Here is a 24,632-nt window from a genome sequence, read left to right as displayed (position 1 = left end):
ACTTCTTTTTTTTCATTTTCACCAAATAAATGATTATACAAGCTCCCATAACATGGTATAATTCATGGAGATTTTAATATATAAATGGATACAAACCTCTCTGGTTGGTAAGCTACTTAGCGAAAGGAACTGAAGGTTGTGAGAACACATGAATTTACGATTCACTCTGATTTTCACCGGGATGATCTGATGTCTATATCTTCTCAAGCGTCACGTTTTGCCTCGGATATTTCATTGTCGTTTGTTGAGTCTGAGCATGAGCGTCGTGTAGATGTCAAAAGCCTGCTTGGCATGGCGCTTCTTCCGATTCGTCATGGCAGTATAGTCAGATTGCAGACGCGAGGAAGAGATGAATTGGAGGCTCTGGAGTACATGCTGGATGTACTGGAGAAGGGAATAACTTAGAACGTGATCAGGTGCAGATTGTGGCGAATAGGTAAATATTTATCGTTTCTTCAAATCCTGCTGGTACTTTGTCCAAAAAAAGAGTATAATAAAATTTAGTTCTATTCAAGGAAGTACCCATTTAAAGGAGTGTAAATAGATTATGCCAAAAGCTGATATCCATCCAAAGACACAAACAGTTATTTTTTACGATGCAAGTGCTGATTTCAAATTCCTGAGCTCTTCGACTAAATTCTCGAACGAGACAATGGAATGGGAAGATGGTAACTCTTACCCTGTAATCCGTGTGGACACTAGTTCCGCATCCCACCCTTTCTTCACTGGTAAACAAAGAAACGTGGACATCGGTGGTCGTGTTGACAAGTTCAACCGTAAATACAACCTCAAAAACTAGTTTGTCCATAGATGGCAAGATCAACCTCGGGAATTCGTTTCCGGGGTTTTTCTATGTCTTGAACATCATTTGCAGGTCTACCAAGGCTCCAAACTCTGACAAATTTTATTAAGGATTGCGCTTACATATCATTCGGAGGTAAACTAGGAAATGAGTGAAATCATATTGGAGGAGGAAATAGAGATGAGTAGCATTACACATATGGTTACGTTTACACTCTACGCTGGCAAGGATACAGCAGAGGCAGAAGCTTTTCTGAAAGAAAGTGCGGATGCACTTGCAGTCATTCCGGGCGTGGAGAACTTCCAGGTACTGCGTCAGGTAAGCGCCAAAAATGAGTTTGACTACAGTTTCTCAATGGTTTTCGCCGATCAAGCAGCTTATGATGCATATAATGAGCACCCGGTTCACCGCAAATACGTGGAAGAGCGTTGGGAGAAGGAAGTTAGCCGTTTTCAGGAAATTGATCTGATCAAACACGGAATATGAATTAAAATATTAATTTAAGATAAGGAAATGACACTTTTCGAAACCGTTTTAATTCATCATGCTGCAATTTCAGTTAATTCATTTATTGATTTAGAACTAGAGAGGTGCTGTCTCCATGCAATTGGATCTTACAGGCAAGACCGCGCTGGTCACTGGCTCCACTGGACAACTCGGGAGAGTAATCGCTCGTACGCTGGCTAGTTGTGGTGCCAATCTCGCGCTGCATTACATAAACAATGAAACCAAAGCTCTCGAACTTAAGCAAGAGATTGAGGCGAGTGGTAGACAGGCAGTTATCGTTCAAGGAGATATTACGAAACAGGAAACAGCTATACAAATGCGGGATCAGATTCAGGCTAGTCTTGGCGTCGCCGGGGTTGACATTGTGGTAGCTAATGCGGTTATTCAATATGAATGGACCACGGTGCTCGAACAATCTCCAGAAGACTACATCAGCCAATTTGAATCTTGCGTACTGCAGAGTGTGTATCTCGCCAAGGCATTTATTCCACACATGAAGGAAGCCAGAGGCGGTCGATTTATCGGCATTAACACGGAATGTGCCATGCAGAACTTTGCGACACAATCGGCATATACCGCAGGGAAACGTGGGATGGACGGACTGTATCGGGTTCTTGCCAAGGAAGTGGGAGAGTATCAGATTACCGTCAACCAAGTCGCTCCAGGCTGGACAATAAGCGATCGTGATCGTAACAGTGAGCCTGGGCATGATGAGGGTTACACGCGTACAGTTCCTTTGAAACGCAGGGGTGAAGATCAGGAGATTGCCAATGCGGTAGCCTTTTTGGCATCGGACCTGTCCTCTTTTATTACAGGTGCCTATATCCCGGTCACTGGCGGCAACGTGATGCCAGCTATTTGATTTGAATATGTGTTAGAAAAGAATGAATTGAATTACTTATATACTTATATACTTATATCTTGCTTAGGAAAGAATCATTGAAACACCCCTATCTAGCTCCGTGAAGACGGAATGGCGTAGGGGTGTTTTGTTTTATATATCCAAAACTACATATGATTTTGATTCGGTTTTCGAAAGATTGGGGTATTAGAATAGGTATATTGACGGGGTGGAAACATAACTCAAAATAAGCGATTAAAGGAGATCCGCTATGAAAACAACAATCGCAGATGTACTGGTTGAAGCATTATTAAATGCAGGAATTAAACGAATATATGGCATCGTGGGTGATTCACTTAATGCAGTGCTGGATTCCATCCGGCGTTCGGGTAAAATCGAATGGATTCATGTGCGCCATGAAGAGGTAGCTGCATTTGCCGCTGGAGCAGATTCACAGGTCTGTGGAAGTATCGCTGTCTGTGCTGGGAGTAGCGGGCCAGGAAACATGCATCTGATTAACGGCTTGTACGATTGTCACCGAAACCGTGTGCCAGTACTTGCTCTTGCTGCTCACATTCCGAGTGATGAGATCGGAAGCGATTATTTTCAATCGACTCATCCGGAATATCTCTTCCAGGAATGCAGTCATTATTGCGAGGTCATTACGACAGCCAAGCAAATGCCTCGATCGGTTACTATGGCGTTACAAACTGCGGTAGCACGTTCAGGTGTATCCGTCATTGTTCTTCCAGGAGACGTAGCAGGCCTTGAGGCAGCGAATCTGCCTGTCCCCGAGCATGTCTACCATGTGACACAGCCTGTTGTTCACCCTTCTGAACAGGAATTGCAGAAATTGGCCGATTACCTGAATCAGGACAAAAAAATCACGCTACTTTGTGGCGCGGGATGTGCAGGTGCGCGGGAATCTCTCATGCAGCTGTGTGATCGTCTGAAATCTCCCATGGTTATAGCTTTGCGGGGCAAGGAGTATTTGGAGTACGAAAATCCCTATTCTGTCGGATTGACTGGCTTAATTGGGTACTCATCCGGTTATCATGCGATGATGGACTGTGACGTCTTGTTAATGCTCGGAACAGATTTTCCATATCGTCAATTCTATCCAGAGGATGCAATCGTCCTTCAGGTCGATATACAGTCATCCCACCTTGGTCGGCGCACGAAACTGGACTATGGGTTGTGCGGAGATATCAAATCAACCATTGAGGCTTTGATGCCTTTATTGACACACGAGCATAATGACAAACATCTACGTAAAAGTGTGGACCATTATCTGAAGGTACGTAAGGAGCTGGATGAACTTGCTGTCGGTAAACCTGGAAAGAAACCGATTCATCCGCAGTATCTAACCAAAGTGATCAGCGATGCTGCAGGGGAGAATGCCATTTTCACTTGTGATGTAGGTACACCTACGGTATGGGCTGCACGCTACCTGGAGATGAGTCGTAACCGAAGATTACTGGGTTCATTCAATCACGGTACCATGGCAAATGCACTTCCACAGGCGATAGGCGCACAGGTAGCGAATCCAGGAAGGCAAGTGATCTCGCTGTCCGGAGATGGCGGGCTTGCCATGTTGATGGGGGATCTACTGACGCTCAAGCAGCATAATCTTCCTGTAAAAGTGGTCGTGTTCAACAACGGTGCGCTGAGCTTTGTGGAGCTGGAGATGAAAGCGGCTGGATTCCTTGAATCTGGCACGGAACTGGTGAATCCCAACTTCGCCTTGGTTGCACAGGCCATGGGTATCGAAGGTATCCGGGTCGAAGACCCGGCAGAACTGGAGGGTGCGGTGGAACGTGCACTTCAACATGATGGACCTGTTCTGATCGATGCCGTCGTGAATCGTCAGGAACTGTCCCTGCCTCCGAAGATTAATATCAAACAGGCAGAAGGATTCACGTTGTGGATGATGAAGGCAGTGCTCAACGGACGTGGCGATGAATTGATCGAGCTTGCCAAAACCAACTTGCTCAGATAACGTGCGAGTAACGTGTAGTCTACATGCTTCTATTGTACATCTCATATGAATGGAGAGCTTAAATTCACCGAATGGTGAAGATCTCTCCTTTCCGAGATGGCAAGGTTGTGATCCAGATCATGGTATGTACTCATATGATCTGGTTTGTTTTTATGTCGTAAGTCCATTAAAATAGATAAAGTCAGGCAGGATTTATGTCAGTTTTAACCTACATATGTCGCAAATTGTTGAATTACACTTTATCACAATGAGCCGATCCGATGACAAGATGACTAACACAACTGGAGGAGATCAGAATGAGTCACACAGGTAAAGTAGCCATTATTACCGGAGCAGGAAGTGGATTGGGTCAAGCAGCTGCACTGAAGCTGGCAGAGAAGGGCGCATCCATTGTGGTTGTTGATCTCGTCGAGGAGACTGGTCTAGCAACAGTCAAACAGATTGAGAAGCTCGGTGCCAAAGCCATTTTTGTACAGGCAGATGTTAGTAAGGCCAGTGACGTTGAGAATTATGTCAAAAAAACAGTTGAAGAGTTCGGACGAATCGATATGTTCTACAACAACGCAGGGATCGCAGGGCCTGGTATTAAGCTCATTGAACACACGATTGAGCAGTTCGACCAGATTATCGATATTAACCTTAGAAGCGTATTTTATGGACTGAAATATGTCATCACCGAAATGCTCAAAACGGGTGGCGGTGCCATTCTGAACACGGCTTCAACGGCAGGAATTGTCGGTGTTCCGGCAGTTGCTCCTTACGCAGCTACCAAGCACGGTGTAGTTGGTTTGACCCGTACAGCAGCCATTGAGTACGGCAAAGATAATATTCGTGTCAATGCAATTGCACCAGGAACAATCGAGACGCCAATGGTCATTCAATTCGGCAAAGACAACCCGGAAGTATTCAAAGCAACCGTGGATAGCATTCCGTCCGGACGTCTTGGTAAACCCGAAGAGATTGCTAATCTCGTTGCCTTCCTGCTCGGAGATGAAGCTCCTTATATCAACGGTGCTGTGTATCCAATTGACGGCGCAGTGACTGCACAATAATAGTAATTAAAGAAAAAGAGGCCCTGTATGTGTACAGGGCCTCTTTCTTTTGTCAGTGCTCTCCAATTTTATATTTGTCACCACGTTGCTCATGTAGCGTTAGCAGCATTGGTTTGGAGAGTTAACAAGCAGATCAGGAAGAAGTACGTTCTAACGAATCTACATAATCTTTGGCATCTTTAAGAGAAAGGTTTCTGGCTTCGCGAAGCTTTTTGATGGCCTTAATCTTATTGCCTTGTTGAATCATTAGGATCAACTCCTGATCCAGCTCTGACAACTCCGTTGGATGGTCTGACGAAGATGACAGGGTAGATGATGAAACAGAATAATTCAATGAGGAAGGTGGCGTTCGTTGCGTTATGCCAGCACCATTCTCAATACGTTCCACATCCCGTTTAAGTTCATTCAGTTGGCTTTGCAGGCTGATTAATCTGGTGAGTAGTATCACAATTAAAAGTAATAAGACGATTAAAAAAATGGTGTTGATTTCCATGATGTAGAATGCCTCTCTTTCATTACGTGTGAATCATTTCATCATTTGAGTTGAACCGGGAGTTCCTTCAGTCCTCGCACAATCATGCCGGGTCTCCACTCCAGTTCGGTAACATCGGTCTGAAGCTGTATTTCAGGATAACGGGCTAACAATGTACTGATGGCGATTTCGCCTTCCAGACGTGCCAGTGGCGCTCCAAGACAGAGATGAATGCCTTTACCAAAAGCGAGATGCTGGCTTTTCTCCCTTGTTATGTCGAAGATATCGGCATCCTTGAATTTCTCCGTATCCCGATTGGCAGAATCAAGCGCCACAATCACAAGCTCACCTTTGGCAATGTTCTGCCCACGGAATTCAACATCCTCCAGCGCCCAACGTGACGTACTGAATTCAACAGGGCCATTGTAGCGCAGCATCTCTTCAACTGCATTATGGATAAGCTCCGGCTTCTGAATCAGCAGATCTCGCTGCTCAGGGTGTTCAAGAAGGGCCAATACACCATTGCCAATCAAGTTAACAGTAGTCTCATGGCCAGCAATAATAAGGAGGGAGACAACACCGAGTAATTCATTTTCAGTGAGTTGTTGTCCGGATTCCTCTGCGATCACAAGCTGGCTTATCAGGTCTTTACCTGGATTCTCGCGTACTTTGGCAAACCAGTCGGTCAGGTACTCGGTAAACTCCTTGGCATGCTGTTCAAACATCTCCGCGTGATCGGAACTCGATGCATCAATGATCGAATTGGACCATACGCGGAACTTATCCTGATCCTCTACAGGTACACCAAGTATTTCACTGATGACAATAATCGGAAGTGGAAAGGCGTACTCATCAATCAAATTTATTTTATCTCTGGAACCTACTTTGTTTAGCAGATCATCAGCGATGTCCTGAATATGGCTTCTCATATCCGCAACCAATTTGGGCGTGAACGCTTTCTGTACAAGTCCTCTCAGGCGGCGGTGATCCGGCGGGTCGGAGAATAGCATGTTATTCACAAAAACAGTTTGATTTTCGGGTCCGTATCGTTTGGCTACATCCTTACTGAAGCGTTGATCCTTGAGTACTTCGACCGCATCCTCATATCGGGTAATAATCCATCCGAACTCGCCATGGGGAAACATGACTTTGAAAACAGGGTCTGTCTCTCTCAACTTTTCGTACACGGGGTAGGGATTTTGAGTGAATTCCTTGGTGAAGAATGCCGTTTGTGAAGTTTCATTCGTATTCAATTCAATTCTCTCCTCTCATCCAAGAGCTCAGTTATGAAGTCCTTTGCTAAAAGGATCATATGTATGCTTCTTCGGCTTGATACATAAAGCCTGCACCCTCTATATATTCAATATAAAGAGCGTTGAAACCTTGTTTTTATTGAAATCGGTTTTCCTGCGGAGGAGCAAAGAAGGAGAAGACATATCCATGGACAGGAAGATTTTATTGGAAGGAGAAGGAAAATGTAGACGTGAGGAAGAAACAGTAGTGAAACAAAACGAATGAAAATTACAAAGAGAGGAGCAACCTATCATGAATGAATCACGGCTTCCTCTGAATCGTCGGCAGATTCCAGCGAGTCCGCTTGTATTAGGTTGTATGCGATTTGGAGGCGAGTGGGACGGACTTCCCATCACCAATGATCTGGTACATGAAGGTCATCAGGCCGTCGAAGCAGCTCTCGAGATCGGCATTAATCATTATGACCTGGCTGATATCTATACACGTGGCAAAGCAGAGCATGTATTTGGACGAATTCTGTCAGAGAGAAAAGGGTTGCGAGATCAGATCATCATTCAATCCAAATGCGGCATACGTCTTGCCCTGGAAGACGAGGGTCCGCAGCGTTACGATACATCTGGTGCGCATATTCAAGCCAGTGTTGACGGTATCTTGTCTCGGCTCGGCGTGGAGTACCTGGACATTCTCTTACTTCATCGTCCTGACCCTCTTGCGCATCCTCAGGAGATTGGTGAAGCACTGGCGAGGCTCCATCAATCCGGAAAAGTCAGACATTTTGGTGTATCCAACATGGGTTCGGAACAGATTCGTCTGCTGCAGCTGAATAGTTCGGTGCCTCTTTTCGTGAACCAGCTCGAGATGAGTTTGGACAAAATCGGATTTGTGGAAGCAGGGGTTACCGTGAACCGTCCCCAAGCCAAGGATCAAGTCTTCCCTTATGGTACGATGGAGTATTGTCAGGCCGAGAATATCCAGCTGCAGGCTTGGGGACCACTTGCACAAGGGAGATTTACAGGCAGGGTGGTCGAAGGTCAGAGACCCGAAATTGAACATACAGTCCAGGTCGTGAATAAGATTGCCGGGGAACGGGGTGTGACGGCTGAATCCGTTGTACTCGCTTGGTTAATGAAACATCCCGCAGGCATTCAGCCTGTGATTGGTTCAATTCGGCCGGAACGCATTCGAGCCTGCCGTGATGCAACCCGGATTGAACTAACGCGACATGAATGGTATGAGCTATATTCGGCGTCCTGTGGAAGAAGAATGTAAGCAGGAGACATATGATTGCAGGTTAGCGGAAACATTTTTTCATAAACTGGAACGAAACACAGGCCGGTGGTCTGTGTTTTTTTATTTGTCTTATTATTGATAGATTCATCACTCGTATTAGTTAGTAGTCTGTGAATACATAAATGCGCTATATCCCATGTCCATAGACTTAGTTCAGAGTTCTGATAAGAGGGACGTTTCAACCATTTTTCCCGGTTTCTAAGGTGGTTCATAGACCACTGTGATAAAATAATAGGAATAAGAACATACGATCTGTTTTGTGGAAGGAGATTAAGGATAACGATGGAAATGCTTAAGCCGCCGGCTGAGACATTATATGAGACTGAATTACGCGCACTTCGGGAGGAAGACAAGGGAAAACGCCCCCCAAACTGGCTATTGTCTCCCGCATATGTGCGTGATTTCATTATCGGCAGGGACAAACCCGCCATGTTGGATGGAGAAGCCGTACCGATTACTCGTAAATTTTATGGAAATGACGTCTTAATTGAACGTGCGGTGGTAACGCTGGCGGGCAATCGCGGCTTAATGCTGGTGGGAGAACCGGGAACAGCGAAGACGATGCTCAGTGAGCTGCTGACAGCTGCGATCTCGGGAACCAGTCTAAACACCATTCAGGGTACGGCAGGCACAACAGAGGACATGATCAAGTATTCTTGGAACTACGCAATGCTGCTTGATAAAGGTCCATCGGAAGCGGCTCTGGTGCCAGCCCCGTTATACAGCGGCATGAAGAAAGGCATCATCACCCGTTTCGAAGAGATTACACGTTGTCCCGCTGAAGCACAGGATAGTCTGATCAGTATTCTAAGCGACAAAGTCATGAGTATTCCTGAGCTCGATGGTGGTGTGCTGTTTGCCAAGCCGGGGTTTAACGTTATTGCTACAGCGAATATTCGTGATAAGGGTGTTAACGAGATGAGCGGTGCGCTGAAACGCCGTTTCAACTTCGAAACGATCAAGCCGATCAGCAGTGTGAAGATGGAAGCGAAAATTATTGAATCCCAGGCACGAAGCCTTTTATTACATAGCGATATTGATATTGAAATTAATCCGGATGTGGTCGAGCTCCTTGCTACGACATTTATGGAACTGCGTACCGGCATGAGTCGTGAAGGTTACAAGCTGGACACGCCACAAGCTTCCATGAGTACCGCTGAAGCTGTTTCCGTATATGTACAAAGTGCTATGACTTCTTATTATTACGAGGATAAGGGGATCGCATTGGATCGTCTGGTTCAGAACATGCTTGGAACCATTGCCAAGGAAAATGACAAGGATCTGTCCGTTCTGAAAGCCTACTTCTCCAAGGTTGTGAAGGAGCGCTCAAAAGAAGAGGGGATTTGGAAGGACTATTACGAGGAGAAAAAATGGATCGGGTAGCGCCACAAGTGGAGCCGGATGTTACCCAGTTACAAACCCTCTTTGAATCTCAGGTGTATAGCCTGAATAATGGTACGGTTTATTTTCCGATAAGGCATCATAGCCCGGTTTGCTCTTATCATTTATTGCAATTGATTGAGGAATACAAGCCGGACAGTATTCTGATCGAAGGACCGGAGAGCGGTAATCCATTTCTCTCCGTGCTGGCTGATGAAGCAACGATCCCTCCGGTCAGCTTGTATTATACCTATGAGAGCGAGGATGACCGCGCAGCGTGTTATTATCCGATGCTGCGTTATTCCCCTGAATATGTAGCGTTACGGGAGGCATCGAGGCTTGGTATTCCTGCGCAGTTTATTGATCTCGATTACTATCATTTCTCTAACAAGGAAAAAGCAGAGCAGCATGAAATCTCTGTTCAGGATGAGACGCTGCTGGCCAGTTCGGACTTTATCAACCGTTTGTGTCAAAAAATGAACTGTCGCAGCTTCGACGAACTATGGGAGAAAGTGTTTGAGATCGGTGGCTTGGAGAAATCCACAAAGGAATTTGTGCAGGATGTGTTCACCTATTGTACGTTATCCCGTATGTGTTACACAGCTGATCGGTTACACCGTTCCGGTGATTTTGCCAGAGAAGAGCACATGCGAAGCTGCATCCGTGAGGCTTCCCTGAAATATGATCGCGTGCTTGTCATTACAGGTGGATTCCATACGTACGGGCTACTGGGCTTGGAAACAGACTCGGGTTCGCAGAAGTCTTCGGACAAGCCTGTGAAGAAGAACATAAGCTCTGGAGCCGTGAATTCAGTACATCAGCAGATGTATCCCATGGTGTACACCTTTGCAGAAGCGGATCGTCTGAATGGTTACGCGAGTGGAATGCCATATGTGAATTACTACGACATGATATGGAGTGAGCTGCTCCGCAAGAAAAGTACCGCTTACAACGTAACGGCGGTGAATCTTCTGTCCAAGCTTACACGTGCACTCCGTAAGGGCCATGAGCACGTATCGACCAGTGACGCGATTGAGGCATACAGCATGGTGCAGGGGCTTGCAGCGCTTCGGGATAAAAAAGAAGGCGGAGTCTATGAGCTGATGGACGCGGCAACGTCTTCTTTTGTCAAAGGTGAGCTTACACTTGCTACAGAAAGACCGCTGCATGAGCTCCAGCTTCTTCTGACCGGAGATGCCATAGGAAGTGTGGCCCCCAATTCATTCAACATACCGATCGTTGAAGATTTCAAAGCCCGCTGTGCGGTAGCGAAGCTGCAGATTCGTACGACCGGTCAGCACAAGAAGGTCCTTGATCTATATGCCAAACCAGAGCATCGGCAGCTTAGTCAATTGTTTCAATGCATTACCTATCTGGTTCCCGAATTCGCGAAACGCCAATCCGGGCCAGACTGGATCGCCCAGCGAGATATGAATTTGGTCCGGGAGACCTGGATCTATACCTATTCATCAAGAATTGAAGCAAGATTAATTGAAAATTCACTCTATGGTGGTACCGTTCAGGAAGCGGCAACCCGGAAAATGGCAGAACACATGCAGGACATCCCGGATCATCATAGTGGTGATCTTGCCAAATCCATGCTCCAGGCATTGCTCATGGGTTTACAGGATACAGCAGCGCAATTGTATGATCAAGTCCGATCAGCACTGAGAAAAGACGGGAATTTCCTCTCGCTCTGCGGGAGTCTTCATATTCTGGACCGAGTTCATCAGCACCGAAGATTACTGGGATTATCGGATGACAGTCATCTCCCAGAACTGGTTGCCGAGGCCTACAATAACGCTGTGGACAAACTACTGCAGCTCGCGAGAACGAATCCTGATGAGCATCAGCCTGTTATACAGGGGCTGAAGCTGCTCGCGATGCTGGCGGAATCTTCCGAAGAACGCTACCGGGATGAAACCTTCAGAGCTCATCTGAATGAACTGCTGGCAGACCACAGCCTTCCGGCTCAACTCGAAGGCGTATGCCTGGCCATTTCCTCGGGACTCGGTGATCGCTCAAGGGAAGAGATCGTTGATCGTGCTCGGGGGTACATTCGCGGAACGCCGGATCAAATGCGGCAGACTGCACTGTATTTACAGGGCGTATTTTCCGTCGCACGTGATGCATTTTTATATGAAGATCAGCTGCTATCAGAGCTGAATTACATGATAGAGCAGCTGGATCATGATGATTTTATGTTGATGATCCCGGAACTAAGGCTTGCATTCACTTACTTTACACCTATGGAGACAACTCTGATTGCGGATCGGGTTGCGAAGCTGCATCAGGTTCAAGCCGAAGAGATGGTGATGCCGGGGGTCGACGAACTAACGCTGATTCAGGTGAAATCCTGGGATGAAGCCATTCGGAAGGAGTTTGAGACATGGAAGCTGATTTGAACAAAGGGGAAAGAGCCCCAGTTGAATTGAAGCCCCTTCCTGTATCCAAACAGGCTGAAACGCTAAACCGATGGCGATTGATCTTAGGAGATTCTGCTGAAGAAGGCTTATCGAATACGGATGCATACGACGCTGAGCATTTCAAGTATACCGAAATCGATGAAATTCTGGGTTACCTCTACAATCGGGAATACGGCGAAGAACAGGGATACCGTAAAGAAGGAGGACGTGGATCCTCTATTCTTACGGTACCAAACTGGCTGCATAAGGTCAGGGAGTTGTTCCCCAAGCCAACCGTGGAGCTGCTGGAGAAACAGGCACTGGATCGTTATGGCCTAACAGAGCTGTTAACCGACAAAAAACTGCTGGAGTCTCTTGAACCCAACATGAACCTGCTGAAAAACATCATGCAATTCAAAGGACGAATGAAAGGGGACGTCCTGCGGAGTGCGAAGGAGATCGTACGGACTGTAGTTGAGGAACTTCAGCGTAAACTGGAGTCCCAGACCAGAGCCAGCATCATGGGAAAACGCAGCCGTTACACACCAAGTTCTGTAAAGTCCCTGCGTAATCTAAATTTCAAACGAACCATTACCAAGAACCTGAAAAATGTTGATCGAGTCAACCGCAGATTTGTGATTGATCGTCTGTATTTTGACGGTAATATAAAGCCGCATAATAAATGGAACGTCATTATCGCTGTTGACGAGAGTGGCAGTATGATGGACTCGGTCATCTACAGCTCAGTAATGGCCAGTATCTTCTACCGTTTGAATGCACTGCGCACGCACTTGTTTATATTTGATACCCAGGTAGTCGATCTAAGTGACAGGTTGGATGATCCGGTTGACGTGCTCATGAGTGTACAGCTTGGCGGAGGAACCCACATTACCAAGGCTCTGCGTTATGGCGAGACATTGATTGATAATCCTGGCAAAACGATCTACATCCTTGTAAGTGATCTGGAAGAGGGATATCCGATCCAACACATGTATAAAGCGTGCAAGGATATTATGGATGCTGGTTGCAAACTGCTGGTGCTCACTGCACTCGATTTTAATGGGGATACCGTGTATAACAAACATGCCGCACAAACCCTAACCAATATGGGAGCGCATGTCGCCGCAATTACCCCTAACGAACTTGCAGACTGGATCGGCGAGATTATCACGTAATGAATTTATAACAAGGTATGTTCACTCAAAATTTAAGGAGGAATGTGTAATGCTTACTACAGATCGCGCTGTTGAGGCGTTAGTTGAGAAGTTTGCCGAGATGTGCTCGAAGGATTACTCCCTGAAAACAGATCGGAGTCAAGAAATCATTGATTATGTGCTTGGAAACACGGACAAGTTTCCTGAAATGTTGGGGAACTCCAGCCATTATGTCTACTATACAATTGATGCTCTCATGAAGCTTGCCAAGAAAGATGATGGAGATATTTTTTTCCGGGCAGGTGCTATTGTCATTCACCTGGAATCCCATTACTCCAGACGGAATTCGTGGGCTACTGATGGTTTCACCATTTGTCTCGGCAATGATTCTGAAGCTTACGGCTTAAGTGGAAAGAGCAAAAGCCCGGATCGGATCGGTGGACTGCTGTCCCGATTGGAGAAAATACGTCAGTTTGCTGGAGAAAAAGAAATTGTAGATGAGCTCAAAAGCAGGCTAAGCCGTGTACAGGTGTTTGTTGAGTCCAAGAAAGGCAACGGTTATGGCAACCATGAGCGGGAAATTATCGACGCTTTGCTTCTCTTGAAACTGTATTCCAAGCTGAACGATGTTCCCTCACAGGCAGCGCAGCTGCAATTACTAAGCAACCAACTGCCTGAGTTACTTCAACTGGTCGTTGCTGATGATGCATTGCAGCTCCGTCCGACGTTACATAAGCTTATTGAGCCACTGATTGTGTGCTCCATGCAGAGCCGGTCTAATCGGTCTATGCATGATCTGGAACCGGAATTTCTTCAGCAAAAACGAAATCGCTTGATTGAAGAGCTGTACCCGGACACTTCATTGAATAAAAAAGAACAATTGTCTCAGAATGTGTTCCACCAGACCATGATATTGATAAGCAGTTCGTTGTTGTATCTGATCAATGTCCATGGGGGCAAAGACCGGTTCCTCGAAAACAAAGGCGAAACAGGTCATGCACTAATGGAAGCAATAACTCAGCTGCATGAAATCTATCCTTTTGAAATGCGCATGTATATGATGAGCATGGATTCCAGAGCCAAGAATGCCGACGGGCTGCTTGCTGGTCTACTTCCCCTGGAAGAACCATACCAACTGATCGAGCTCATGAATAACGAATTGAATATGTATACGATATCATGGCAGACGATCCAGTCGGCTATTAAGAGCGATCCGGAACAATCCATACGAGCTTATCATATTCTCAAAACACCATACCTCAAGTTGGTTATCCAAAAGATATTGGAAGATCAAGGTAGAGAAATCCCTGATGCGGACGGGACGGTTGAACAAGCTGTCTCTGCAGTACTCCGGGAGCCACTCGATGGTGGTCGCAGTGGTCTTGCCATTGCACGGTATCTGGAAGGTCAGACTTCGTTTGAAGATTACTGGAAAGACTCAAACAGCCGCAGTCTGTTTAACAATCTGAATCGGGACAAAAAACGCATTCAGAGTCTGATTGCCATCAGCTTCCTGCCAGTGGATTCAGAGGCGATGCGCCGGTTTGTAATTCTGGCTACCTTTCCGGACTGGACGCTGGATATCGTCTCGGATATGTATCGTTCCTACGCTTTCAGCGGAGAGAAGCTGCTGCAGCGTTATGGGCAAGATCCAGAGATTCAGCAGGATAAGCTGTTAACCAGTTTGATTTCGTTAAACGGGATGACGGATTACAGGTACAAAGCAATGCCTCAGGATGAGTATCGCCGGATCATTCAGCAAAATCTCGACTATGCTCTGGGACAGTATAAAAAGCTCCCAACGGACACACGTATCTTAATTTTGGAGATTACCTTCGAGCAGCGAAGTGAACTCAAGACGGAGAAACTGGCCGAGGCGATTCGCGCCGGATTACAGGATTCATCCAAAAAAGCCAATGGTCTCGCTTTATCCGAATTCAATCGTCTGCCAGATCCAAAACTCTTCACAACGATCTATCGCTCAGAGAAAAAAGCAAGCGTGAAAGAAATGGCGCTTAGCGCAATTCGCAGCCTGGATCATAATAAGGAGATATATCGTGAGCTTCTGGAGGGAGAGAAGTCGGCGGAATGGAAGAACTTGATTCAAATTCTGCTGGACACCGCAGATCAAAGCCCGGAATATGCACATGCTGCACTTGCTGATCAGGCGGATGCCAAAAAGCTGGCTAGATTTGGTTGGTTATCCCTGAAGGACTTACCTTCTCTTATTCGTTCGGAAGACAATCAACCTTTGGATGATCGAATCAAGCAATATATTCTGGTGCAATCGGTAGATCATACATCTGCACCGAACGAAAGGCTGAATGAACTGCGCGAGTATGCAGACGTAAAATCGTTATCGCGATTCGCGACTGAGCTGCTTCAGTTATGGATTCAGGAAGGTGCCCCTGCAAAAGAGAAGTGGCTGATGTATATCTCTGCACTCTTTGGCAGTGTGCAAATCGTTAACATTTTGACTCCTCAAATTAAGGAATGGACCGAAAACAGCCGGGGAGCTATTGCGGCAGATGCTGTGAAGGTACTAGCTTATCTAAAAGAACCATCTGCTCTCATGGCCATTGATAAAATTAAACGCAGTGTGAAGAACCGGCAGGTTAAAGGCGCGGCAGAAGAAGCACTGCAGCTTGCGGCCGACAACTTGGGACTTACGCCGGAACAGTTGGAAGACCGGCTTGTGACCTCGCTTGGTTTTGACGAGTCAGGAACGATGCGGCTTAGTTACGGTGAGCGTTCATTCCTAATTAAAGTGAATGGGGATCTGCAGGTCGTCGTTCTGAATGAAGAAACGGGTAAAACGGTGAAAAGCTTGCCTGCCGCGGCACAGAAGGATGATGCAGAGCTCGCTGCACAATCCAAAGCACGTTTTACGCAGCTGAAGAAAGATCTCAAAACAATGGTGGGCATTCAAGCACAGCGCCTGGAAGAATCATTGTCCAAGCAGCGTTTGTGGTCGGCTGAAGAGTGGAAGGCACTCTTTGTTAAGAATGTAATCATGCAAAAATTTGCTGTAGGTCTGATCTGGGGCACCTATGAAGATGGTCATCTGAATAGCACCTTCCGCTATATGGAAGATGGCACATTTAATACTGTTGATGAGGATGAATATGAACTGCCTTTGAATACACAGGTAGGACTCGTACACCCTCTTGAACTTGAAGCATCCACTCTGGACGGCTGGAAAACACAGCTCGAAGACTACGAAGTGAAGCAGCCTTTCGAGCAGCTTAACCGTGAAATTCACCTGCCTGAGGAAGAAGACATCAAGCTTGAGGAGTACTCCCGACTTCCGGAATCGGAGTTTTCACCGACAGCTTTCCCGAAAGCACTGGAGAAATTCGGTTGGATCAAAGGGCCGGCAATGGACGGCGGATGGTATCATGAATTTTACAAGGAGTACGATGAATATGTAGCTGAATTGCATTTCAGCGGTACCAGTATCACGTATTACGAGGGGATGGACGATATTACGCTGGAATCCCTTCATTTCTTCAGACCGGAGAACAAGCGAAACTATTATTACAGTAACAACAAAAGCATTGCTCTGGGACAGATCCCGGGTCGCGTCTTTAGTGAGACGCTCTACGATATCCTAAGAGCGTCGGGGCGCTGATTCCGTGAGTGAATTTGAACAGAAATTCAGGACATTTTCGAAATTGTGCACGGAAGATTACCTCATAAGACATGCGAATAAGGGATTATACAAAAGGTCTTTGAAAGACATGGATAACGGGGTGAGTGTGCAATATACGTGGAACGAATCATCAGTGAGCTGTCTGCTGAGTGATGGAACTCTCTGTACACTGGAAAGTACACTCGATCACTGGGATTGCTCCTGTCCGTCAGATCACATCTGTAAACATGTTCTGATCTCGATCCTGTATTATCAGCGTGAACATCAGACGGATGAAGATGCTATGGGGCAAGACATTCAGGCGGAGGCAGTCCCAACCCCTGATGCGACTGACAAGGATTCGAAGTCCAGTTCGAGTGCTATGGATGTAGAGGAATTAATCCCGGGTGATGAGTCCCGTTTCCGCTGGATAACAGAGTCTGACCTGTCTACGTTAATCAAATCCTATAGCTCTTCGATGATCGAAGAGGTTTGGTTTCGTTTAAAGTACCCCGAGCAGATCGAAATTCTGGAGGATTCGCTTCTTACCGTGCGACTTGTAAGACAAGATATCGAAGTTTCATTCACTCAGGAACCCAGTCTGGCGAAGGCACTGTGTAAGGTTAAACAATCGGCTGGAAATATGGCCAAACTGGAAGCCTTGCTTCGATATCGCAGACAACAACATGTGGACGATGAGCATGTACTGAGTGGAAAAGTATATGATACCAAGTTCTCCATTCAAACGGTCCGCGAATGCCGGAACATGCTTGCCGATCTGTTAAAAACCGGGCTTGCCAGGCTGCCGCAGTCCTATATGTCTCAGCTGGAGACGCTCGCTGTAGCTGCGCACAGCGGTAACCTCCCTGATGTTGAACGAAGTTTACGGGGAATTCAGGGCGAATTACAGCTCTTCTTCAATCGACATATTCGTTTCTCCATGAAAACCATGCTTGAACGGGTGTCCAAACTGTATCTCGCTTTGCAGGTCTTGGAGCAAGAAAGTACTTCTGCTTATATGCAGAGTCAGCTTATTGGCAGTTTCCGCAGTAAATATTACACGGTTCCGCAGTTACATCTATATGGTCTAGGAGCAGATGCATGGGAAACCAGGTCCGGTTACCGGGGCATTACGTATTTTTTCTACTGTTTTGAAGACGAGGAAATATACACGTACAGTGATGTGCGAGCTGTTTACTATGACGATAATTCATTTTCCTATGCAGAGCATTATGGGTCGTTTACGCCCTGGCTCACCAACGTGACCTTCCGTCAATTTGTGGGGGAAGAGCTACAGTTCCAAGCGGTAAAAGTGAACAACGACCGCAGGCTCTCTTCAGGGGATGGTGCGAAGCTGGAACTTATGACGCGAACCAAAGTGGAGGATGTGAATCTGGGCAAATACGTGCAGGATGTTTCTTCTCTACTTCTAGAGGATTCAAGGACATTTGAGCTATTTACCAACCCGAAGGAGCGTCTTGCCATCCTTCGGGTTGCCCGGATCGTAGATCACAGCTTTGACAAACGAACTCAACAACTTATCCTTACCATTGAAACGGAAGAAGGGGAGCTGATTCATCTGACGCTTCCTTACTCCATGGACTGGCAAATGATGATCCAGCGTCTCGAGTCAGGATACGGAGCTGCCTCGCTCGAACACTTTTATGCTTTTGTTCGAATTGAACAGAACAAATTCTACCCGATCAGCTTTCTGAAAGGACAACGGGTAATCAGCCTGAAATTGGATATAGGCTATGGAAGGACGGGTAGACTTGGAAGACTATAGTCAGTTCATGCAGCAGATTGGCAGCTGGACAGAAGAATTGCTGCTGCGCGGAATATCCCAATTTACCATGAAGGATGTAGGCGTGCTAGAACAGTTTCTTGAGGAGATCAAACGGTTTCAACTGACATTCCTTGAGGAAATTGTAGGCCTCTTGATTGCTGAAGGACGCAGCCTGGCTCTCGGTAATGGTAACGAAGACCTTATGCTGGACCATTATTGCCGCTTAACCCAATATGTACAATTAAGCATTCAGGAAACATCCTGAAGCTATCCGAAAGATTTGCAGAAGCGTGTGCCTCTGCAAATCTTTTTTTGTGGAGAAAGCGTTATTTGGTCTGCTTACCTGGTCTATCCAACTCCGTTATACCATACCCCATGTAGCTCACGATTCATTAGTAATATTCGATTAGATGTCATATCCCGGTTTATGATGCATACCATTAGGCGAATGCGGTCATAAGGGAGGAAACAGACATGTCGATGAGCGAACCACTGTTAACTCAAATCGTAAAACAACAACTTCCGGCCGGCGCTAATGTCGTCACTATACTTAAACCTGTGGAACATCCCGCCATCTACGCGGCCGATCTGACCGGAGACGGGATGCCGGAGATCGTTGCGGTTTATAAACTGGATGGGGAATTAACCTTGTTGATTTTGAAATTTGTGCAAGGACAATGGACGAAGATGTCGGTCACCAAAGGATTGGGGTACAACGCAACCTTGCTGACAGCTGCGCCTGTAACATCCACGGCCAGAAACAATCTTATTGTCGGCTGGCAACTCGGTTCCATCTGGTCCAAACTTGCTGTATATGAATGGACAGAAGCAGGGTTAACGGACGTAGCACCAGATAATCTTTATTTCAGTCATGCCGAGATTATTGATATGCCAGGTCAGCATGGGAGAGACGGAAAAGTGGAGATAGCCCTCTGGACGCATGATACCGGGGAGGCTTACCAGGTTGATATTATCCGGTGGCAAAACGGGAAGTGGGTACCCGCCACAGATGTATACATGTATTACTTTCCCAAGGTTGTGCAGTACTATGAACAATTGACTCAGCATTATCCAGACTACACCTTTTACTGGTATTATCTTGCCGACGCCCAGTATCGGGCCGGGTTATTGCCGGCTGCCCTGATTTCAGTTCAAAAAGCGTTAAGTTTCAGTGAGCCTTACCCATCGCGGGAAACGCTGCTTGAATTGGAGAAGCAGATCAAACAAAGTATGGGAGGTAGTCATGTACGTGAAACCACCTGGTTATTCCCCATTTCAGTAAGAACGATCCAGGGAACCCGGTGGGGCTATATGGATGCACAGGGTCGCATACGGCTAGAGCCCGTGCTCGATGAGGCACTTGATTTTCAGCCAAATGGCCTGGCTGTAGTTGTGAAAGACGGCAAAGCTGGTGTGATTAATCTGAATGGCCAGTACGTTGTTCAGCCTGTATATGATTCCATTAATTCATTCGAAGAAGAACGGGCAATTGTGATTGACGCTCAAGGCTTTAAAATGATTGATGAACAAGGCCATGTGCTTACGAAACGTGCTTATTCCTTTATCGCAAATATGAGTGACGGACGTGCGCTTTTCTATGAACCTTCGGGAGATCAGGTAGGTGGAGATGTCAGTCGTTACGGTTACCTGGACGCTGCTGGCAATGAGGTGATCCGCGCACAATTCGTGTCAGCCTACGATTTCAGTAACGGAAAAGCCGTTGTTCAGATCAAAGACAATGAGTTCGCACTCATAGATCGTAACGGAAACCGACTGGCGACATACCCTTACGCGTATGTAGGACCGCTAGGAGACGGTTTACTCGCTTTCCAGAAGGAGACACCCGGAAAATACGGATATATAGATGAACGAGGTCAGGTCCGAATTGAACCTAAATTTACTACAGCACTTCCTTTCAGTGGTGGGCTCGCGATTGTGAATACAGCAGAGGACTACAAATCCATTTATGGTGTCATTAACACGCAAGGAGCATTTGTCATTCAACCGGCTTACAATGATATCCGAGATTTAGGGGAGCAGCGTTTTGCGCTGGGGCAGGCCATTGATCCGGAGCAACCTTTCATTGGCTCATTGTATGCGATTGCAGATCCTAATGGCAGGAGACTTACAGAGTTCATTTACCGGGATGTAGGCGACTACAAAGGGGGGCTCGCTTTTGCATCGGATGGAAGACAGACGGTTCTGCTTGATCTGAGCGGACGCCCAGCACCAGGGTATCCCCGAGTAGAAGGTTCCGGTACACTGGGAGTCGTAGCGCCGGATTTGATCAAAGCAAACGTTGATCAGCGCCTTTTTTATGTCAATCGAGCCGGGCAGATCATCTGGCAGCAAAATACGATCGTTCCACTTCAGCCACCTTACCGTGTTCGTGAAGAGAAGTATAAACCCAATCCTGATTATCTGGTCTATTATCCGCAGGTCGAAGGATTAACCGACCAGGCCGTACAACTAGCACTTAATCTGAAATTGAGGAACTTGTCTCAAGTGAAACCCATCCCTCCGGATCAAAAGCTGGATTACAGCTACACAGGGGATTTTGATATTACATTTTATCAGCAACAGCTGCTTCAGCTGCAGCTTACGGGATATAACTATCCATTTGGTGCTGCACACGGTATGCCTACGATGATCTATGCCATTATTAATCTCGTCAGCGGGCAGCTGTATGAATTAAAGGACTTGTTTAAGCCGAATAGTGACTATGTGAAAGTATTAAGCCAGATTGTAGGAGATCAGATCAAAAATGATCCTCAATACTCTTATGTTTTTCCGGATACCTATGAAGGAATTAGCCCAAACCAGCCATTTTTCGTGACGGCAGACGCGCTGCATCTGTATTTCAATCCCTATGAGATCGCTCCCTACGCAGCGGGATTCCCGACGTTTACGATTCCTTTTGCCCAAATCAGGGACATTATAAATACCGAGGGTTCGTTTTGGAAAGCGTTCCATATGTAGTATAGGACTATAATATAACGTTCATGATGAAGCCATATTCCATATGGCTTTTTTTTGTGCAATTAAGGAGACATCATCTAAATACAAAATTTTGTAACTTTGATGGAACAGATCGTGTTTAAATAGTAGGGGTGATTGACTTACTGGATTGTGGTGTGAAACGTTTCTTATTATTGGGCCTAGTGTTTGTGCCGCTGATTCTAACAGGTGCAATTGTCCTCGAAGTATTGGAAGCATATCAGATGTACTATGATTAGAATATTGATTGAGGTTTGCAGCTGGGACGTGGGCGGGATATGGGTGTTCAATCAACTGTACTCCGAATACTTCGTTGTAGGATACGATCTGAATCGACTGACATCCATATGGATCTTTGCTGTAATCGGATTGATATGTGCCATAGTCGAAGATAGAATTATAAAAAGAAGAGGCGCTTGAGACGATCATTTAGGGGATAAGTGAATGTTTGTAAGAAGAATAATACAGAGAAGGAAACATATCAGAGTATTATATAAATGAGAATAATGATAAAAAATTCACAAAGGTTAGATTTAATTTAAATATGCTTTATAAGATATGAATGGGAAATTCTGTTATACTATCTTCAGATATACATACATAAAATTTAATTAATTCCATACAGAAAGGAGGTAGCACAATAATTTAAATTGTCTGGAGGAATTATTTTGTATAATGCAGGTTTTTGGATCAGACTGGGTGCAGCAATTTTGGATGGATTGATTATAGGATTGCCTTTAGCAGTTATAGTAGGAGCACTAACTGGGAACTTTGATAGTAATGATCCGTTCGTTAATGTATTAAGTTCGTTATATTCCATTTTTTTACCTGTTTTTTGGAGTGGCCGTACAATCGGAAAACGCATATGTGGAATCCGGATTCGCAAATACGATACGCATGAATCACCAGGAATTGTTGCAATGTTGTTGCGAGTCGTTGTAGCGGGAATTGTGTATGGAATTACTTTTGGGATTGGAATTATAGTTAGTGTGATCATGGTGGCCGTGCGTGAAGATAAACGTGCAATTCATGATTTTATTGCAGGAACAGAAGTTGTTTGGGAATGATCGGAATTTAGGCCGTACAGGAATAAATCCTGTGTGGCTTGAATTTTTTACAAGTATACAGATCCGGAAGAAAATTAAAAAGATTAAATCCAGTAAGATCAGATTTTTATTGAAACAAAAGTAATTCACACATTTATCCATACGATATTAGAAAATTCTCGAGGGTGATAAAAACAAAAAGATACATAAATCCATATGATGAAACAATATAAAGAAGAAGAAAGTTCCTAAGGGAAAAGAATGATTGAGATCAAGCTTTGATTTTTCACTACTGTTTCACAAAACTCGTATTTTGTACATATGTACCATGTGCTTTGTAGTATGGTGGGAAAAGTAATTAGCAATAATAATATGTTTTGTTGACGGTGGACAAAAACTTGTACCGTTAAAGGACAAGAACTTGTACCTATTGCCGTTTACGTTCCCCTATTCCTTTTCATTCTCAATTGATCCGGTCCGGGTTAAACACAAAAAAACCGGCAATCTTTTCAGATTAACGGCTTCAAAAACTCAATTTTTTCACATATGTCTCGACTGTTTTTTGGAGGATCTTATGTTCATCACTTGGATTACTCATGTTCAGCATCGCAACTTTTTGTGGTGTACACGATATCATTGATTGAATATCTTGTTTAGCGGTTTCATGTTGATTCGGGCAATTGCATTTGTTAGTCAACAACGGTTCTTTGTTTTGCAAATGATAATATTCAATGCTGCTAGATGAGCTGCTCTCATCAAAGTAGTATTTGAAAGCGACATCTGGAAACGAACGATCCCTCATATTCTCAATTTCCTTCCAAGAAGGAACACTAATTTCTTTACTTCTCTTCCCTGCGGTCTCCATCCAAGCACAGAAGAAATTCTCACAGAACTGTAAGACCAGTTTTTCAAGAATCCAGGAAAGCCCCCCCATATCAATACTTCTACGGATTTTCATTTGATAATTGACGACCTGATCAGAGAAATACTCCAGAATCTCCCTGATTAGAAGTGGCGCTACATCAGAAATCAAGCTCGTTCTTAAAGAATTAAAGCCGTAGAAATGCTCCTCCTTTAAAAGAGATTTTCTCCAAAAAACATAAGCATATGCATAGGGACAAATTTCAGGGAATTCAATCGTTTCATTCGATTTTCTAAGCTCCATCAATTGAGCTATGCAATGTTGATGAGACTTAAGTGAACTCTGAAATAATCCGTCTATAACTTGTTGAACAGCATTAGAAGTAACTTGCAGTAAATCTTTTTGGAAACGGTTAGAGAAGTAATCCTGTCTGTGCGCGGATTCTTCCGTATCAAATACTTTTATCTCTTCAGGTTCATCCGTAACTAAACGCTTTAAATTGCAATGTTGTGCATGAATAATCCATTTGGAATGCATATTTGATATCTTCATGTTTGTCTGGTTTGCTTGAACCCAACAAAGGACAGCAGGATTCATTCGATCAGGCCCTCTCCATTCGTTCCAACTGGACATATGAAAAGTAGCAAAGGCATATCCACACTTGCACTGAAATGCATGTTCTAACTGTCTATTCGACAACAAGAAAGGTATTGTTGATCTGCAGTTAGGACAAGCATTATTCAATTTGAGATCATGAAATGCGCATTCATCGAGAAGTTTAAACTGATGCAGCCAAGAATGATACCCCCCCTCCATACACTTCAAACACCAATGCAATTCACGATGAAACCAATGCTCCCACGAACTATATAGTTCAGAAAATGGTGCTACTAACGACTGAATATTCTTAAAATTGTGTTCTTGTAGGTTGAAATCCAGTGTTTGATGAAGCCTTTCGAGGTGAAAACCATTTAACTGTAACAGTTCTCTTTGCTTATCTCCAATGTGATGTTTAATGTTCTTTACATGAGTACTGCCAAAAACTTGTAGAATCTCGTTCCGATCCGTAAGGTTTACCAAAGCCAATTTTTCAAGTACAGACCAGGGCGATTCATATTCATTGATCCATTCTTTCCTCCACACGATATTCATTT

Annotated in this window: 20 protein-coding genes; 17 read left to right on the top strand and 3 right to left on the bottom strand. The window is 45.2% G+C overall.

Annotated elements, in window-relative coordinates:
* The first annotated feature begins 138 nt into the window (after positions 1–138).
* From MH144_RS03975 to MH144_RS03950, 6 genes are all read left to right on the top strand, one after another.
* Complete coding sequence (locus MH144_RS03975; protein WP_239297764.1) at positions 139–405, top strand: HPr family phosphocarrier protein; 267 nt, start codon at positions 139–141, stop codon at positions 403–405.
* Positions 406–547: 142 nt separating this feature from the next.
* The gene (locus MH144_RS03970) at positions 548–799 is read left to right on the top strand and encodes a type B 50S ribosomal protein L31 (RefSeq protein WP_239297763.1); all 252 of its coding nucleotides are present in this window, start codon (positions 548–550) and stop codon (positions 797–799) included.
* Between the two features lie 183 nt (positions 800–982).
* Positions 983–1,288, top strand: coding sequence for a Dabb family protein (locus tag MH144_RS03965; RefSeq protein WP_239297762.1), 306 nt, complete (start codon positions 983–985; stop codon positions 1,286–1,288).
* Between the two features lie 115 nt (positions 1,289–1,403).
* Complete coding sequence (locus tag MH144_RS03960) at positions 1,404–2,171, top strand: SDR family NAD(P)-dependent oxidoreductase (RefSeq protein WP_239297761.1); 768 nt, start codon at positions 1,404–1,406, stop codon at positions 2,169–2,171.
* Between the two features lie 250 nt (positions 2,172–2,421).
* Positions 2,422–4,149, top strand: coding sequence for a ubiquinone-dependent pyruvate dehydrogenase (gene poxB, locus MH144_RS03955; protein ID WP_239297760.1), 1,728 nt, complete (start codon positions 2,422–2,424; stop codon positions 4,147–4,149).
* 296 nt (positions 4,150–4,445) lie between these two features.
* The gene (locus MH144_RS03950) at positions 4,446–5,201 is read left to right on the top strand and encodes an SDR family NAD(P)-dependent oxidoreductase (protein ID WP_239297759.1); all 756 of its coding nucleotides are present in this window, start codon (positions 4,446–4,448) and stop codon (positions 5,199–5,201) included.
* Positions 5,202–5,334: 133 nt separating this feature from the next.
* Here the strand turns inward: MH144_RS03950 and MH144_RS03945 are convergent, their stop codons facing one another.
* Together MH144_RS03945 and MH144_RS03940 are read right to left on the bottom strand one after the other, a co-directional pair.
* Positions 5,335–5,694: a ribosomal protein L7/L12 gene (locus MH144_RS03945; RefSeq protein ID WP_239297758.1), complete on the bottom strand. Its 360-nt coding sequence runs from the start codon at positions 5,692–5,694 to the stop codon at positions 5,335–5,337.
* A 41-nt stretch (positions 5,695–5,735) separates the two neighbouring features.
* Positions 5,736–6,926 carry a cytochrome P450 family protein gene (locus tag MH144_RS03940; protein ID WP_239297757.1) on the bottom strand — a complete coding sequence of 397 codons (1,191 nt, stop codon included), beginning with the start codon at positions 6,924–6,926 and terminating at the stop codon, positions 5,736–5,738.
* A 292-nt stretch (positions 6,927–7,218) separates the two neighbouring features.
* Between MH144_RS03940 and MH144_RS03935 the strand changes: the two genes are divergently transcribed.
* The 11 genes from MH144_RS03935 to MH144_RS03890 all read left to right on the top strand — a co-directional run bounded on the left by MH144_RS03935 (position 7,219) and on the right by MH144_RS03890 (position 22,637).
* On the top strand, positions 7,219–8,196 hold the full coding sequence (locus MH144_RS03935; protein ID WP_239297756.1) for an aldo/keto reductase: 978 nt from the start codon (positions 7,219–7,221) through the stop codon (positions 8,194–8,196).
* Positions 8,197–8,499: 303 nt separating this feature from the next.
* The gene (locus MH144_RS03930; RefSeq protein ID WP_239297755.1) at positions 8,500–9,600 is read left to right on the top strand and encodes an ATP-binding protein; all 1,101 of its coding nucleotides are present in this window, start codon (positions 8,500–8,502) and stop codon (positions 9,598–9,600) included.
* Positions 9,588–12,002, top strand: coding sequence for a DUF5682 family protein (locus tag MH144_RS03925; protein ID WP_239297754.1), 2,415 nt, complete (start codon positions 9,588–9,590; stop codon positions 12,000–12,002). The genes MH144_RS03930 and MH144_RS03925 overlap by 13 nt, the downstream gene beginning before the upstream one ends.
* Positions 11,987–13,177, top strand: a complete 1,191-nt coding sequence (locus tag MH144_RS03920; protein WP_239297753.1) for a VWA domain-containing protein — start codon at positions 11,987–11,989, stop codon at positions 13,175–13,177. The genes MH144_RS03925 and MH144_RS03920 overlap by 16 nt, the downstream gene beginning before the upstream one ends.
* Positions 13,178–13,226: 49 nt before the next feature.
* On the top strand, positions 13,227–16,787 hold the full coding sequence (locus MH144_RS03915) for a DUF4132 domain-containing protein (protein WP_239297752.1): 3,561 nt from the start codon (positions 13,227–13,229) through the stop codon (positions 16,785–16,787).
* A 109-nt stretch (positions 16,788–16,896) separates the two neighbouring features.
* Complete coding sequence (locus MH144_RS03910) at positions 16,897–18,573, top strand: hypothetical protein (RefSeq protein WP_239297751.1); 1,677 nt, start codon at positions 16,897–16,899, stop codon at positions 18,571–18,573.
* On the top strand, positions 18,560–18,838 hold the full coding sequence (locus MH144_RS03905) for a hypothetical protein (RefSeq protein WP_239297750.1): 279 nt from the start codon (positions 18,560–18,562) through the stop codon (positions 18,836–18,838). Before MH144_RS03910 ends, MH144_RS03905 begins: the two co-directional genes overlap by 14 nt.
* Positions 18,839–19,047: 209 nt before the next feature.
* Positions 19,048–21,552 (top strand): WG repeat-containing protein, encoded by a 2,505-nt coding sequence (locus tag MH144_RS03900; RefSeq protein ID WP_239297749.1) that lies wholly within the window; start codon positions 19,048–19,050, stop codon positions 21,550–21,552.
* A 131-nt stretch (positions 21,553–21,683) separates the two neighbouring features.
* Positions 21,684–21,809, top strand: a complete 126-nt coding sequence (locus tag MH144_RS30720) for a hypothetical protein (protein ID WP_275439952.1) — start codon at positions 21,684–21,686, stop codon at positions 21,807–21,809.
* A complete protein-coding gene (locus MH144_RS03895; protein ID WP_239297748.1) occupies positions 21,802–21,990 on the top strand; it encodes a hypothetical protein in 189 nt (62 codons plus the stop codon). The genes MH144_RS30720 and MH144_RS03895 overlap by 8 nt, the downstream gene beginning before the upstream one ends.
* Positions 21,991–22,238: 248 nt before the next feature.
* Positions 22,239–22,637: an RDD family protein gene (locus MH144_RS03890; RefSeq protein WP_275439951.1), complete on the top strand. Its 399-nt coding sequence runs from the start codon at positions 22,239–22,241 to the stop codon at positions 22,635–22,637.
* 502 nt (positions 22,638–23,139) lie between these two features.
* Here MH144_RS03890 and MH144_RS03885 read toward each other — a convergent pair.
* The gene (locus MH144_RS03885; RefSeq protein ID WP_239297747.1) at positions 23,140–24,630 is read right to left on the bottom strand and encodes a hypothetical protein; all 1,491 of its coding nucleotides are present in this window, start codon (positions 24,628–24,630) and stop codon (positions 23,140–23,142) included.
* Positions 24,631–24,632: the final 2 nt, after the last annotated feature.

The sequence above is a fragment of the Paenibacillus sp. ACRRY genome (genome assembly GCF_022346995.1).
Classification (GTDB): Bacteria; Bacillota; Bacilli; order Paenibacillales; family Paenibacillaceae; genus Paenibacillus.
This window is presented reverse-complemented; position numbering and strand designations above follow the sequence as displayed.

Coding starts and splice junctions, on each gene's coding strand:
- MH144_RS03970 (WP_239297763.1), top strand. CDS start 548: ATGCCAAAAGCTGATATCCATCCAAAGACACAAACAGTTATTTTTTAC.
- MH144_RS03965 (WP_239297762.1), top strand. CDS start 983: ATGAGTAGCATTACACATATGGTTACGTTTACACTCTACGCTGGCAAG.
- MH144_RS03960 (WP_239297761.1), top strand. CDS start 1,404: ATGCAATTGGATCTTACAGGCAAGACCGCGCTGGTCACTGGCTCCACT.
- poxB (WP_239297760.1), top strand. CDS start 2,422: ATGAAAACAACAATCGCAGATGTACTGGTTGAAGCATTATTAAATGCA.
- MH144_RS03950 (WP_239297759.1), top strand. CDS start 4,446: ATGAGTCACACAGGTAAAGTAGCCATTATTACCGGAGCAGGAAGTGGA.
- MH144_RS03945 (WP_239297758.1), bottom strand. CDS start 5,694: ATGGAAATCAACACCATTTTTTTAATCGTCTTATTACTTTTAATTGTG.
- MH144_RS03935 (WP_239297756.1), top strand. CDS start 7,219: ATGAATGAATCACGGCTTCCTCTGAATCGTCGGCAGATTCCAGCGAGT.
- MH144_RS03930 (WP_239297755.1), top strand. CDS start 8,500: ATGGAAATGCTTAAGCCGCCGGCTGAGACATTATATGAGACTGAATTA.
- MH144_RS03925 (WP_239297754.1), top strand. CDS start 9,588: ATGGATCGGGTAGCGCCACAAGTGGAGCCGGATGTTACCCAGTTACAA.
- MH144_RS03920 (WP_239297753.1), top strand. CDS start 11,987: ATGGAAGCTGATTTGAACAAAGGGGAAAGAGCCCCAGTTGAATTGAAG.
- MH144_RS03915 (WP_239297752.1), top strand. CDS start 13,227: ATGCTTACTACAGATCGCGCTGTTGAGGCGTTAGTTGAGAAGTTTGCC.
- MH144_RS03910 (WP_239297751.1), top strand. CDS start 16,897: ATGGATAACGGGGTGAGTGTGCAATATACGTGGAACGAATCATCAGTG.
- MH144_RS03900 (WP_239297749.1), top strand. CDS start 19,048: ATGTCGATGAGCGAACCACTGTTAACTCAAATCGTAAAACAACAACTT.
- MH144_RS03895 (WP_239297748.1), top strand. CDS start 21,802: ATGATTAGAATATTGATTGAGGTTTGCAGCTGGGACGTGGGCGGGATA.
- MH144_RS03885 (WP_239297747.1), bottom strand. CDS start 24,630: ATGAATATCGTGTGGAGGAAAGAATGGATCAATGAATATGAATCGCCC.